14 protein-coding genes are annotated in these 13238 nt (G+C 60.2%); 6 read left to right on the forward strand and 8 right to left on the reverse strand.

Features of this window, described 5'->3' with window-relative positions; genetic code table 11:
- Positions 1 to 25: 25 nt before the first annotated feature.
- From ACS5RD_RS19320 to ACS5RD_RS19330, 3 genes are all read right to left on the reverse strand, one after another.
- Positions 26 to 790 carry an amino acid ABC transporter ATP-binding protein gene (locus tag ACS5RD_RS19320; protein ID WP_489928733.1) on the reverse strand — a complete coding sequence of 255 codons (765 nt, stop codon included), beginning with the start codon at positions 788 to 790 and terminating at the stop codon, positions 26 to 28.
- Positions 787 to 1698 carry an amino acid ABC transporter permease gene (locus tag ACS5RD_RS19325; RefSeq protein ID WP_489928734.1) on the reverse strand — a complete coding sequence of 304 codons (912 nt, stop codon included), beginning with the start codon at positions 1696 to 1698 and terminating at the stop codon, positions 787 to 789. The genes ACS5RD_RS19320 and ACS5RD_RS19325 overlap by 4 nt, the downstream gene beginning before the upstream one ends.
- A gap of 462 nt (positions 1699 to 2160) precedes the next feature.
- The gene (locus ACS5RD_RS19330; RefSeq protein ID WP_489928735.1) at positions 2161 to 2292 is read right to left on the reverse strand and encodes a hypothetical protein; all 132 of its coding nucleotides are present in this window, start codon (positions 2290 to 2292) and stop codon (positions 2161 to 2163) included.
- A 759-nt stretch (positions 2293 to 3051) separates the two neighbouring features.
- On the opposite strand from ACS5RD_RS19330, the gene ACS5RD_RS19335 reads away from it, so the two are divergent.
- The gene (locus ACS5RD_RS19335; RefSeq protein WP_489928736.1) at positions 3052 to 3495 is read left to right on the forward strand and encodes a GreA/GreB family elongation factor; all 444 of its coding nucleotides are present in this window, start codon (positions 3052 to 3054) and stop codon (positions 3493 to 3495) included.
- An 85-nt stretch (positions 3496 to 3580) separates the two neighbouring features.
- Positions 3581 to 4039: a nucleoside diphosphate kinase regulator gene (gene rnk, locus ACS5RD_RS19340; protein WP_489928737.1), complete on the forward strand. Its 459-nt coding sequence runs from the start codon at positions 3581 to 3583 to the stop codon at positions 4037 to 4039.
- 38 nt (positions 4040 to 4077) lie between these two features.
- On the opposite strand, the gene ACS5RD_RS19345 is transcribed toward rnk, so the two are convergent.
- The 5 genes from ACS5RD_RS19345 to ACS5RD_RS19365 all read right to left on the reverse strand — a co-directional run bounded on the left by ACS5RD_RS19345 (position 4078) and on the right by ACS5RD_RS19365 (position 9012).
- A complete protein-coding gene (locus ACS5RD_RS19345) occupies positions 4078 to 4386 on the reverse strand; it encodes a hypothetical protein (RefSeq protein WP_489928738.1) in 309 nt (102 codons plus the stop codon).
- A 495-nt stretch (positions 4387 to 4881) separates the two neighbouring features.
- Positions 4882 to 6399 (reverse strand): tripartite tricarboxylate transporter permease, encoded by a 1518-nt coding sequence (locus tag ACS5RD_RS19350; RefSeq protein ID WP_054007164.1) that lies wholly within the window; start codon positions 6397 to 6399, stop codon positions 4882 to 4884.
- A 1-nt stretch (position 6400) separates the two neighbouring features.
- Positions 6401 to 6892 carry a tripartite tricarboxylate transporter TctB family protein gene (locus tag ACS5RD_RS19355; protein ID WP_489928739.1) on the reverse strand — a complete coding sequence of 164 codons (492 nt, stop codon included), beginning with the start codon at positions 6890 to 6892 and terminating at the stop codon, positions 6401 to 6403.
- Complete coding sequence (locus tag ACS5RD_RS19360; RefSeq protein WP_054007162.1) at positions 6889 to 7833, reverse strand: Bug family tripartite tricarboxylate transporter substrate binding protein; 945 nt, start codon at positions 7831 to 7833, stop codon at positions 6889 to 6891. Before ACS5RD_RS19360 ends, ACS5RD_RS19355 begins: the two co-directional genes overlap by 4 nt.
- A gap of 123 nt (positions 7834 to 7956) precedes the next feature.
- Positions 7957 to 9012 carry an ABC transporter substrate-binding protein gene (locus ACS5RD_RS19365; protein WP_489928740.1) on the reverse strand — a complete coding sequence of 352 codons (1056 nt, stop codon included), beginning with the start codon at positions 9010 to 9012 and terminating at the stop codon, positions 7957 to 7959.
- Between the two features lie 87 nt (positions 9013 to 9099).
- Between ACS5RD_RS19365 and ACS5RD_RS19370 the strand changes: the two genes are divergently transcribed.
- The 4 genes from ACS5RD_RS19370 to ACS5RD_RS19385 all read left to right on the forward strand — a co-directional run bounded on the left by ACS5RD_RS19370 (position 9100) and on the right by ACS5RD_RS19385 (position 13238).
- Positions 9100 to 9777 carry a response regulator gene (locus ACS5RD_RS19370; protein WP_489928741.1) on the forward strand — a complete coding sequence of 226 codons (678 nt, stop codon included), beginning with the start codon at positions 9100 to 9102 and terminating at the stop codon, positions 9775 to 9777.
- On the forward strand, positions 9774 to 11165 hold the full coding sequence (locus ACS5RD_RS19375; RefSeq protein WP_489928742.1) for a sensor histidine kinase: 1392 nt from the start codon (positions 9774 to 9776) through the stop codon (positions 11163 to 11165). The genes ACS5RD_RS19370 and ACS5RD_RS19375 overlap by 4 nt, the downstream gene beginning before the upstream one ends.
- Positions 11166 to 11286: 121 nt before the next feature.
- Positions 11287 to 12279 carry a sugar phosphate isomerase/epimerase family protein gene (locus ACS5RD_RS19380; protein WP_489928743.1) on the forward strand — a complete coding sequence of 331 codons (993 nt, stop codon included), beginning with the start codon at positions 11287 to 11289 and terminating at the stop codon, positions 12277 to 12279.
- 104 nt (positions 12280 to 12383) lie between these two features.
- Entirely contained in the window at positions 12384 to 13238 is an 855-nt protein-coding gene (locus ACS5RD_RS19385; RefSeq protein ID WP_489928744.1) for a MurR/RpiR family transcriptional regulator, read from the forward strand.

Here is a 13238-nt window from a genome sequence, read left to right on the forward strand (position 1 = left end):
CTATTGATCTGATGTTGCAGTGGTCTCAGGCCAAAACGCGCCTGAGGAAGGTTCTGACCCTGGGGTCGTCGGGGTTCGATAGAACGGCGGAAGCGGGCCCCGACTCGCGGATCTCGCCGTCGATCATCACCACCACGCGGTCTGCCACTTCGCGCGCGAAGCCGATCTCATGGGTGACGACGATCATCGTGGTGCCCGCGGCGGCAAGCCGTCGCATGACTTCAAGCACCTCGCCGACCAGTTCCGGGTCAAGCGCGCTTGTCGGCTCGTCGAAAAGCATGACCCGCGGCTCCATCGCCAGCGCGCGCGCAATGGCGACTCGCTGCTTCTGTCCGCCGGACAACTGAGCCGGATAAGCGTCGGCTTTGCCCGACATGCCGACCATGTCGAGCAGTTCCATCGCCCGCGCCACCGCCTTTTCGCGTGAGTGGCGGCGCACGATCATCGGACCTTCGATCACATTGCCCAGAACCGTGCGGTGGGAGAACAGGTTGAAGTGTTGAAACACCATGCCTAGCTGGCTTTGCTGGATACGCAACCGCTTGATCGGCAGTTCATCCAGCCGCCCCCCCTTCAGCGCATAGCCGATGATCTGGCCATCGACCCAAGCATAGCCGCCATCGGGCACTTCTAGATGGTTGATGCAGCGCAGCAGCGTCGACTTGCCGCTGCCCGAGGGACCAAGGATGCACAGCACCTCGCCATGGCTCACCTCAAGGTCGATGCCTTTCAGCACTTCGTTGCCGCCAAAGCGCTTGCGGATACCAACTGTTTTGACTGCGAGTGTCATGCTTCGCCCTCGGTCGCTGCTTTGCGGAACCAGCTGCGGCGCGGCGCCGCGCCGCCCGCGCTGCGGCCAAAATGCCGCTCAAGGTAATATTGCCCGACCGACAGCACCGAGGTGCCAGCCAGATACCAGAGGGCGCAGACAAACAGCAGTTCGATGACGGCACCGTTGATGAAGTAAATCCGTTGCGCGGCATTGAGCATCTCCGCCATGGCAATGGTCGCAGCCAGAGACGAGAATTTGAGCATCCCCACCGCGCTGTTGCCCAAAACCGGCAACACCAGCCGCATGGTTTGCGGCAGGATGATCCGGCGCATCGCCTGACCCGGCGTCATGCCAAGCGTGTTGGCCGCCTCAATCTGCCCGCGATCGACAGAATTGATCCCACCCCGGACCACCTCGGTCAGATACGACCCCTCATTGACGCCCAAACCAAGCACGGCGGCGACAAACGGCGTGACCACATCCACCATGCGCGCATCAATCAGGCCGGGGAAATAGAGCCGCGGAAAAATCAGCGCGATGTTGAACCAGATTAGAAGTTGCAGCAGCACCGGCGTGCCGCGGAAGATCCAGACATACAGCGCGGACGCGAAGCGCAGCACCGGATTGGCCGAAAGCCGCATCATGCCGAACCCAAAGCCAAGCACGACACCAAGCGCCAGCGCGCAAAAGGTTATCAGCAGTGTCCAGCCAAAGCCCTTCACGATGACTGGGGCGATCAGGAACTCTCCGACGATGGCCCACCGGATATTGCCGACAGCAAAGGCGTGGATAAGCAACGCCAGCACCAGCATCACCGCCGCGCCGGAAAGCCAGCGCCCCGGATGCCGCAGGCGACGAATGGGCAAGCCGACGGCGGGAAGAGATTCTGGCGGGATGCGCGGTATTTCCGAGGAATGGGAGAGCATCTGCTGCACCACTTAATTGTAGGGTTGTTCCTACAACTTATGAAGCCATGATTTACCTTATGTCAAGCGCGGTGTGGCGATTTTTTGAGCGCGCTACAGATGGCGGGTGCGGCGCAGTGGCGCATCACGCCAAAATCAATGGCACAAGTTCTGTCTGCCATGGATCCCTGAGAACCGATACCTTCGACGGGTGACGAAGTCACAGCTTTCTTCCCGGCTGACAGGCTTTGCTTCTTCGCGCAAAACGGCAGCGCGCTGCGTTGACGCCGTTGCAGGGCTTTGGCGGCATCCTGTCGCTCGATGGCTATGCAGGATACAATCGTCTGCCCCATCGCACTTGACGAAAGCAAAGATCAGCAGGCCTGTTGCGCCGCCATCTGCCTTTGGAGCAAGGATCGGCAGCATGTCCGGTCAACATCGTCTTCTGACATGTCAGCCCGGAGTGGCCGCCGATCTGTCGCATCACTTAGACTTTGGTTTTGCCGCTGTTACGGCGACAGCGTTTTTCATACTGGGGGCGGCTGCGATGGTTTTCACGACTTCCTTCTTCGGTTTTTTTTCGTCACGTCGTCGTTTGGTCATGCCCTGGGCCATGTTTTCTCTCCTTTGAAACGACTGTCATCCGTTGACAGCGCATCGACCATAGCTGTTTGTTTTAGGAAGGCCATAGTCATTTTGTGAACAGATATAATGGGTTAAAAGCCGCCGATCAGGCGCGTCAGAGATTTAGGACGTGGAGGCCCTGCCCGTCGCTATTTGCGAGCGCGGGTCTGTGATTTTCGCAGCAGGGGTTTCAATCTCGCCGCATAAAAGCAGACCCAGCATGCGCCAAAAGCTGCAAAGCGGCCCGCAAGCCAGACTGAACACATCTGGCCGAGACGGCAGCGTTGCCTCCATCAATTCTGGTCTGATCTGTGTGAGCCCCAGGTCAGCGATCGGCGCAAAGCGCCGTCCCCGCCTGGGGTTACCGGCGGTTCAGTCTGTTTCCCGCGTAAAGCAGGAACCTCGTATGGAAGCTGAACATCATCATGCTGCAAATATGTAACTTGCAGGTGCTGGTTTCAATCAGCCCGCGCCCCATCTGCGACCTTTGGGCGCGAAAACGCCTACGAGGGGGCCATTTATGCGACACCCACACAACCACACCCGTAAACAGGCTGACCCCCAATTGACACAGACCAGATGCATTCCTAAGTTTAACCCATGTTAGCACATTTGGATCATTTCCGATTTCTTCTGCTGAACCGCCTGCTTCCCCGGGCGGTCTAGGCGCGTCTGCGCCCGCCAACCCTCCCGGGGCCTCCTCACAATTTTGAATTGAACACGCGACGTCTTGGCGTCCGGGGAGAGGCAATGAGCAACATTATTCAATCCACTTCGGCAGAAATCGACACGCAGCGCACGCAAAAAACCGGCATGTTGCGGACGTTCACACTTCGCGACGACGACTGCCAGCACCTTCAGCGACATCTAAAGCAGCCGGACATCGCGCAGCGACCTTTTCTTGATCATGTTCTGCGCCATAAAATCACGGCATCCAGACCGCCGCGGGGTGAGGTGCCAAAGGATGTTGTCACTGGCGCGTCCTGTGTGAGCTACGCGTTGGATGGCGGACCCGCCCAAATAGGTTTTCTAAGCCACCGGGCAAGAAACGGCGCGCACAGTGGTGTCATTCCGGTCTGTTCACTTTTGGGGGCGACGCTGATCGGGATGCGCGTTGGCGAACGTGCGCCACTGCTTCACGAGGACGGCGCTATCAGTTCGCTGACTGTCCTGAGCGTCGCACCGACGGCTTAAGGCACATCCTTCCCAATCAATGGGATACCCCGGTCTTCGGACCGGGACCAATCCCACATCTCATCCATTCAAGGACACAATTCCCATGACAATCCAACTGACCAGACCCGCAAAAAATACCCACATGCGCACGCCCAAAATTGTGATCAATGAAGACGAACTTGGTCACATTGAGGCGCTGGCAGAAGGCGCCATGCATCGCAATCCCGCACTAGCTGAACGCCTGATGGAGGAAATTGGCCGCGCGCAGATCGTCAAACCGAACAAAATGCCTCGCGATGTCGTATCTATCGGCAGCAGCGTGACATATCGGGATGAAGCAACGGGTCTGAATAAGACTGTGACACTGGTTTACCCCGAAAGCGCCGACATCATGCGCCATCGGATTTCCATCATGACTCCGATCGGCGTCGCGCTCTTGGGATTGTCTGAAGGTGCCGCGTTTTATTGGGATACCCGCAATAATCAGCGCCGCACACTGACCGTTATCGGGGTCGTGCAGCCAGCCCAACTTCAAAGCAACTCGGCGCTCGGTTCAACTTAACAGTCTGGGCCAAACCGACGTGCCGCTTGGGCATCTGTTCAATTGAAATCGGGCCCGTCGCTGGGCGGCGCGCTAGACAGGATCGCCGCCAGCAAGCCCGGAAAGCGGCTGTCCAGATCGCCGCGGCGCAGGCTGCGCGTCCGGCCCCGGCCTTTCGGCGCGTTGCGGCGGATCACGCCAGCCTCGCGCAGCACCCGCATCAGATGCGATTTGGTAAACTTGGCCATGCTGGGATCTTGCAGATGGCAACGTGCCATATCGACCGGACCCGCACGCCTCCTAGCTCCGATCATCGACCTGCGCACCGCATCGCGCTTGAACTCGTCTGTGAATTTTGCTCCGGACATCTCGTCCTGCCTGCTTCCAAATTTACCAAGCAAGGCGTCTAGCAAACTAGGGGCTATTCACTGTAAGCTCAAACTTAGTCATCTCTTTTCCTTGCAACCTGCCATCGCAACATAGAAGGGACACAAACATCCACTGGACCTTATCCTCAAAATTGCAACATTGCGAAAATTGACCTAGTTGACGCAACCCACATAACGCCCTTAGCTCATTGAACTTATACGGGTAATTGACACTGTAGAGAGTTTTTCAGCTTGGCAGGTTGCATTTCCTCAACGTCTCAGCCTTAACGACACAGGTATCGGCAATCCGCGTTTCGGCGGTTCAATTCCGTCTCCGGCACCACTTAAATCCTTGAATGGTTGCGGGTTTGGATGGGCTTGTGCTGATGGCACAAACCGCTCTTGCCCGAAATCTCTGGCCCCGACCGAGAGCATGCGTCATGCATCAGTGCCGATCACACACCAAGGGGGCCGCGCGAACGCAGCCCCCTTGGTTTAATCCTCGTCGCTGGCGATCTGGGACAGCACAGCGCCTTGACCGCGCATCCGCATGATCAGCGGCACCACCAGCGCTAAGGTTGCAACCAGCAGGATACCTGCAGACACCGGGGTTGCCACCAGCGTTGTCCAATCGCCTTGTGAGATCGCCAGCGCGCGGCGCAGCTGTTGCTCGGCCATCGGGCCAAGGATCAAACCGACCACCACCGGGGCAATCGGATAGCCGTAAAGCCGCATCATAAAGCCCATGATGCCAAAGATCAGCAACATGCCAAGCTCAACGGGCGAGGGGTTCATGCCGATGGTGCCCAGCGTGGCGAACAGCAAAATCCCGGCATAAAGCCAGTGGCGCGGGATGGTGAGCAATTTCACCCACAAGCCGACCAGCGGCAGGTTCAGCACCAAGAGCATGACATTGGCAATCAGCAGGCTGGCGATCAGACCCCATACCAAATCGGGCGAGGTGGCAAACAACAGCGGCCCCGGTTGCAGCCCGAATTGCTGAAACCCCGCCAACATGATCGCAGCGGTGGCGGACGTCGGCAGGCCCAGCGTCAGCAACGGCACCAGAGTGCCTGCGGCCGAGGCGTTGTTGGCGGCTTCGGGGCCAGCTACGCCCTCAATCGCGCCGTGGCCGAACTCCTCGGGGTTCTTCGACAGCCGCCGCTCGGTGGCGTAAGACAGCAGCGTGCCAATTTCGGCGCCACCTGCGGGCATCGCGCCGATCGGAAAACCGATCAGAGTGCCGCGCAGCCACGGCTTCCACGAACGCGCCCAATCCGAGCGTGTCATCCAGACCGAGCCTTTCACCGCCTCAATCTTGTCGACGCCAGTGTTGCCCTGCGAGGCGACAAACAGCGCCTCGCCGATGGCGAACAATGCAACCGCAAGCGTGGTCACCTCTACCCCGTCCAACAGTTCGGGCACCCCGAACGACAGCCGCGCTTGCCCGGTCAACTGGTCAATCCCCACCAAAGCCAAAGCAAGGCCGACGAATAGCGAGGTCAGCCCCTTCATCGCGCTGTCGCCAAACGCCGCCGAGACGGTGACAAACGCCAGCATCATCAGCGCAAAATACTCGCGCGGGCCGAACACCAGCGCCAGTTTCACCACGTAGGGCGCAAGGAAGGCCAGCGCGAGGGTGGCGAGCAATCCCGCCACAAACGAGCCAATCGCAGCGGTGGCCAAAGCCGGACCACCCCGCCCTGCCCGCGCCATCTTGTTGCCTTCAAGTGCTGTGACAATCGAGGCACTTTCTCCCGGCGTGTTCAGCAGGATCGAGGTGGTGGAGCCGCCATACATCCCGCCATAGTAAATCCCGGCGAACATGATCAATGATCCCGCGGGATCAAGGCCATAGGTGACAGGCAACAGTAACGCCACGGTCAGCGCCGGGCCAATGCCGGGCAGCACGCCCACGGCGGTGCCAAGCGTGACCCCAATCAGCGCGTAAAACAGGATCATCGGGTCCATCGCCACAGAAAGACCGTGTAGCAGAAAGTCGAATGTCGTCATCTCAGCCCCCGAAAATCAGGTGTTCCAGCACGCCCGCTGGCAGTTTCAGCCGCAGCAGCTGGTCGAACACGCCATAGATCAGCAACGACAGCGCAAGGCCGATGGGCAAGGTCAGCACCAGTTTGGTTTTGCCAAAGCCCGCAGCCGTGCAGGCAAACAGCAGAGCCGAGCCGATGGCAAACCCCAGCGGCTTCAACAAGATCAGTTGCAGCAGAAGTCCGACAAGGATCCACAGCACCGGGGTCCAATGCGGACGCGCCATGGCGGGGGCGGCATCGCGCAGGCCAGAGACCACATGCAGTGCAGCCAACACCAGCAGGCCGTAGCCGACGAATTTCGGCAATGCGCCCGAGCCGATGCCCGCGTAGCCGCCCTTGTCGGGAATGGCGAAGCCTTGCCAGATCAGCAGGGCCCCTAAGGCCGCCAGCGCGCCTGCGACGACGAACGCCGCCCCATTGGGGCGACGCTTGGTTGCTGTGTAAAATTCGCTCATTTCACCAGACCGATGTCCTTCAGGACAGCCGTGGTGGAGTCGACTTCTTTGGCGAGTTGCGCGTCAAAATCAGCACCGGCAAGGTAGGTGTTGGCCCAGCCTTTGGTTTCCAACAAGGTCTTCCAGCCTGCCGAATTCACCATCTTGTCGATATCCGCCGCAACCGCTGCTTTTTGTTCCGCCGACAGGCCCGGAGCCGCCGCGACCATGCGCCAGTTTTGCACGTTCACGTCATAGCCCGATTCCATCAGCGTCGGAGCATCGGTGCCCTGCCATTTCTCAGCGGTCGAGACGGCCAGCATCCGCATGGTGCCAGCTTCGACTTGCGGCAGGAACTCGCCCACGCCGGAAATACCAACGGTGACCTGATTGCCAAGGATCGCGGCCAGTGCCTCCCCACCGCCCGAGAAGGCGACATAGTTGATCTTGGTCGGATCAATGCCTGCGGCTTTGGCCAGCAGACCGACGGTGATATGGTCCACCCCGCCTGCCGAGCCGCCTGCCCAAGACACCGAGCCGGGATCAGCCTTCATCATCTCGACCAACTCGCCAATGGTCTGGATCGGCGACGAGGCGGAAACAGCAATACCCTCGGCTTCGCCGGTCAGACGGGCAATGGGGGTGACATCTGCCAAAGTCACTGGCGATTCATTGGTCAGGATCGCGCCGACCATCACATAACCGCCAACGATCAACTGGCTGGGATCGCCCGCAGCAGTCGAGGCGAATTGCGCCAGACCCACGGTGCCACCCGCGCCTGGGACGTTTTGCACCTGAACCGAAGGCGAGATGCCTTCGGCTTGCATCACCTCTTGCATCGAACGCGCGGTGCTGTCCCAGCCCCCCCCCGGTGCGGCAGGTGCCATAATCATATAATCGGTCGCAAACGCCGGAGCCGCCAAGGCCGCGACAAAGAACGCGCTCAAAAGCGTGTGTTTCATTCTGATTCTCCTCCCAAGGCACGGATTTTGTGCCATTTCTTCTGGGCGGCACCTCCTCGTGCCGTCCCTGCTTAGAATTTCAGCACATAATCCTGTCATCTGGCTGACAGTGGCCCTGCGCGTCTACTTTAGGGCCAAAGCCGCGCGCCATAGCCGGAACAACCGCTGCCGCTTGGCTTGATCGAGATAGACCAGCACGCCGGGGCTGACCGAAACCGGCCGCAGTTGATCGCCCAAAGCCGCCTGCATCGCGCGGCCACTGTTGGCCCCCGACACCTCTAGGCTTACCGCAGGCATCCGCAGCTTTTCCGACAGCAGGGTCTGGCCCTGCTTGCTCATCAGAAAATCCAGAAACTCCGCCCCCATCTCGGGCGAAGCAGCCGCGCGCGGCACCAACGCCACCCGCGACACCACCACGGTAAAATCCCGCAGCAGCACCAACCCCAGATCGGGCGCATTGCGGGCCTGATCGGCGGCATACGAGCCTAAGATGTTATACCCCAACACCAATCGGCCGTCCGCCACCCGATCGATGATGTCCTGACTGGTCGGATAGGTTTGCAACCCGGCCTGCGCCATCTCGCGCAGCAAAGACCAGATATCGGGGAAATGCTCGGTATCGCGGGCGAGAAACAGATAACCCACCGCAGAGCGCTCAATATCATAGGTGCCGATCTTGCCGTGCATCGCGGGCGGGGCGTGGCGCAGCCAATCCATCAACTCCAGCCGAGATTGCGGCGGGCCATTCGGGAAGCTGGGCTTGTGGTAGACCAGCACCCCCGGCTCAAACGTCATCGCAAAAGCCGTGTCCTGCCAATTCGCCCATTCCGGCCAGTTGCGCGCGGCGGGCACTTCGACCGCCTGCGCATAGCCGTCATTGGCCAGCTTGATCTGCATATCCATCGCCGAGGAGAACACGAAATCCGCTGTGGGCTGGCCGGCCTCTGTCTCCGCCACCACCCGCGCCGAAATTTCCCCCGCCAGCAGGTCTTCGTAGCGCACCGCAACCCCCGGATGCCCGGCCTGAAACGCCGAAATCAGCGGGTTCACCAAGTGATTGTCGAGCGTCGAATAGATCACCAATTCTGACCCGGCGGGGCCATCCGGGGCGGGATAGTCCACCACCTCGCCCCAGATCGGGCCAGCCAGGACAGCGCAAAACAAGGTCAAACCGAACATTCTTCGCATCAGTTCACTCTGCCCGATGCAACTTGCGTTCACAACTCTGCGCTTTCCGCCTAGCCTGACGTGAGGAGGAGGCCGGATATGCGCTTATTGGTGGTTGAAGATGATCTGCCCTTGGCGGAATCCTTGGTGACGCTGTTGACCTCGTCGGGCTATGCGGTGGATTGCGTGCATGATGGCGCATCTGCCGAGGCGCTGGCGGCGTCTGAACAATTTGATCTGGTGATCCTTGATCTCAACCTGCCGCAGATGGACGGGTTGTCGCTGCTGCGCGCGATGCGGGCGCGGGCCAATCCGGCAGCGGTGATGATCCTGACCGCGCGGGGTGCCGCCGAAGACCGGGTGCGCGGCCTGGATCTGGGCGCTGATGACTACATGGCCAAACCTTTCGATGTGCGCGAGTTTGAGGCCCGCGTGCGCTCGCTGTTGCGGCGTCAGGCGGGCCTGCGTTCAGCCACCGTCACTTTGGGGGCTGTCACCTTGGACCTAACCACACGACAGTTTTCAGCGGCAGATCAACCGCTTGACCTACCCCCGCGCGAACGGGCTTTGCTGGAACTGCTGCTGACCCGCGCCGGAAAAGTGGTGACGAAAGAGGCCATCGTGCAATCGCTAACCTCACTCGACGATATGCTGTCGGACAATGCCATCGAGCAATATATCTCACGTCTGCGCCGCCGCATTGCGCCCTTTGGCCTAGGGCTGCGGGCGGTGCGCGGCATTGGCTATCTGTTGGAAAAAACCCCGGACAGCCGATGAAACCCTATTCTTTGCGCCGTCGTCTGCTGCTGTGGCTGTTTCTGGCGACGGCTCTGCTGGGGCTGATCGCCCTGCTGGACACTTGGCGCGAGGCGCTGCGCACCGCGCAAAGCGTGTCAGACCGGGTGCTGGTCGGCTCGGCCTTGGCGATTGCGGAACGGGTGACGGTGGATGAAACTGGGGAGTTAGAGGTTGATCTGCCGTATTCCTCGCTGGAAATGCTGACCTCAACCGCACAGGACAAGGTGTTTTACCGGGTGGATGGCCCGATCGGCCACTTTCTGACCGGCTATGACGATCTGGCGGTCAACCCGGCACCTGCGGGCGGGGTGGCCTTTGCGGATGGTATGCACGGCACGGTAGGTATCCGCAGCGCCACTCTGATGCGCGAAGTGTCCACCGGGGCGCGCTCGATTGCTTTCAGTGTAACGGTTGCAGAATCAACCCGGGCGCGGGCGGAACTGGCCCGCGCGATTCTGCTACGCTCGGCGTTGCGGCTGGCGGTGTTGATCCTTGGCGTCGCCTGCATCGTCTGGATCGCGGTGACTTTGGCGCTGCGCCCGCTGGACCGGCTTGGGGCCACCATTGCCGAACGCTCGCCCGACGATCTGCGCCCGGTGACCGCCGATACGCCGCAAGAGGTCGAGGCGCTGGTGCTGGCGATCAACTCTTTCATGAAACGTCTGGATACAGTGCTGGAGGCTCTGCGGCATTTTACCGGCAATGCCAGCCACCAGTTGCGCACGCCGCTCGCCGTGGTTCGCACGCAACTGGCGCTGATTGACCGCAGTGCAACGCCTGCGCAGACCACTGCGGCGACGGATAAGGCGAAAACTGCGCTGGAACGGGCCGAGCGGGTTTTGGCGCAGCTATTGGTGTTGGCGCGGGTCGATGCCGCAACCGGGGCCGCAGCTCTGCAACGGGTCAATATCGTCGCGGTCGCCAAGGATGTGACCGCCGAAATGGTGCCGCTGGCGCTGAGCCACCGCATCGATCTTGGCTATGAGGGGGCGACGGAAGCGGTGGTGCTGGCCGAACCGGTGCTGCTGGCCGAGTTGCTGAAGAACCTGCTGACCAATGCCATCGCCTATGCTGGCGGCGGGGCCGTGGTGACGGTGCGGGTGCAGAGGCTGGGTGATGCCGTGGTGCTTGAAGTTGAAGACAACGGCCCCGGCCTGTCGCCCGAGCAGACCGAGCGCGCGGTCTTGCGCAAACGCGGCACCAATGCCCCTGCTCGCGCGCTGTCGGCTGATCAGGAAACCGGCTTTGGCTTGGGTCTGGCGATCACCGCCGAAATCGCCGCGCTGTTTGACGCCGAAATTCAGTTGCAACGCGGGGCTGAGCGGCGTGGTCTGCTGGTCCAGGTGAAATTTCCGCCGCTGGCGTGAGGCGTGGTGCACGCGGCAAGCCGAACACCGCAAATCCGAGGCGATCCGTGCGTGTGCAAGGGATAAATTCACTTCATGCTTTATAAAAAATATAGTATTTGTGAAGTAAGAGGAGAATCACATGCTCGGAAGCCGTTTCGCAACCCGGATCAATTCGTTTGCCTCAGGGGCTTCGGATTACTGGCCTGCGCTGACAGAAAAGCCCTCGCTGGCACAAATCATCCAACGCGCGGCGACGGTTGACGGGCTGACCGAGTTGGACCTCAACTACCCCGATCACGTCGGTGCAGAGCCTTCGGAAATCGCCAAAGTGGTGGCGGATTGCGGGCTTTCAGTCAGCGGTCTGGCGATGCGCTATTACACCAACCCAGCCTTCAAACGCGGCGCTTTCACCAACCCGGACCGCGCGGTGCGGCGCGAGGCAATTGATCTGACCAAGCGCGGCATTGATGCCGCCCGCGCCATCGGGGCGCCGATGATGACTTTGTGGTTGGGGCAGGATGGCTTTGATTATACCTTCCAATGCGACTACGCCGCACTGTGGCAAGATGAGATTGCAGGCATTGCCGAAGTCGCAGCACATGATGCGGACTGCCTGATCTCTATCGAGTATAAGCCCAATGAACCGAGGGCTTACAGCGTTCTTCCTGATGCTGCGACCACGCTGTTGGCGATCAAAGAGGTGGGTGCTAAAAACCTTGGCGTCACCATCGACTTCGCCCATGCGCTTTACGCCGATGAACAGCCCGCCTTTGCCGCAGCTTTGATCCAGCGCCACAGCCGCCTGCTTGGCTTGCACCTGAACGACGGCTACGCCAAGCGCGATGATGGCCTGATGGTGGCCGCAGTACACGAACAAGCGACGCTGGAACTGCTGCGCGAGGTCAAACGCGGCGGCTTTGATGGCGCGATTTATTTTGACACTTTCCCAGATGCCTCTGGCCTTGATCCGGTGGCGGAATGTGCCGCCAATATCCGCACCGTGCGGCGGATGCTGGCAGCGGTGGATGTGATGGCGGGTGACAACCGCCTCGCCGATGCGCAAAGCCGCCAAGACCCGATTGCAGCGCAAGAAATCGCCCGACTTGCGCTGGCGGGTAAAACAGTAATCTGATTAACTTTACAAAAATACGTGTACTTGTGCTGAATCGTGTTGTCCTGAATACAGCCCTGTGCACGATAAGCGGATGGAACGCGTGATGGAGATCCGAGGGAAATATGGGCGATCCAAAAGCCGTGGCCGCACAGGTCCGCATGAAGCTGCCCAGCCTGACGCCGCTGGAAGGCAAAGTCGCCAGCGATATTCTGGCGCGCAAGGATATTGACGCATCAACACCCTTGCGGGAGGTGTCTGAGAAATCGGCTGTCTCAGATGCGATGGTGGTGAAGGTCGCCAAAAAACTGGGCTTTGCTGGATTTCGTGAGTTTCGTCAGGGCCTTGTAGATTACTACAAATCTGACACCGCCGCGCTGCACTCTGAAATCTCGGAACAAGACGGCTCTGGCGAAATCGTGCAAAAGGTGTTCCGCACCGCGATGCAGGCGCTGGAGGAAACCTTTGCCATCCTTGATCTGGCGGCGTTTGAGCGGGCGGTGGATTACCTGCACCGTGCCACGCAACGCGATTTCTACGGCCTTGGCGGCTCGGCACAGATCGCCCGCGATGTAGCGCATAAGTTTCTGCGCATCGGCATCCGGGCAAGCGTGTTCGATGACGCCCATATGATGATGATGTCGGCGGCTCTGCTGGGCCCCGATGACGTGGTGGTGGCGTTTTCGCATTCCGGCACCACGGCGTCGGTGCTGGACGCGGTGGAACTGGCGCGGCGCAATGGCGCGCGGATCATCGCCGTGACGAACTATGCCGAAAGCCCCCTCGCCGGGTTGGTCGATGTGGTTTTGTGCTCGACCGCGCAGAACTCGCCGCTGCTCGGCGAAAACGCCACGGCGCGGATCGCGCAGTTGAACCTGTTGGATGCGTTGTTTGTAGCGATAGCACAGCGCGACCGCGCCGCCGCCGATCAAAATCTGGATCGCACCATGCGCGCCGTGCAGTCGAAACGCAGACAATGA

It is taken from the genome of Cypionkella sp. PAMC25878, from assembly GCF_058135695.1.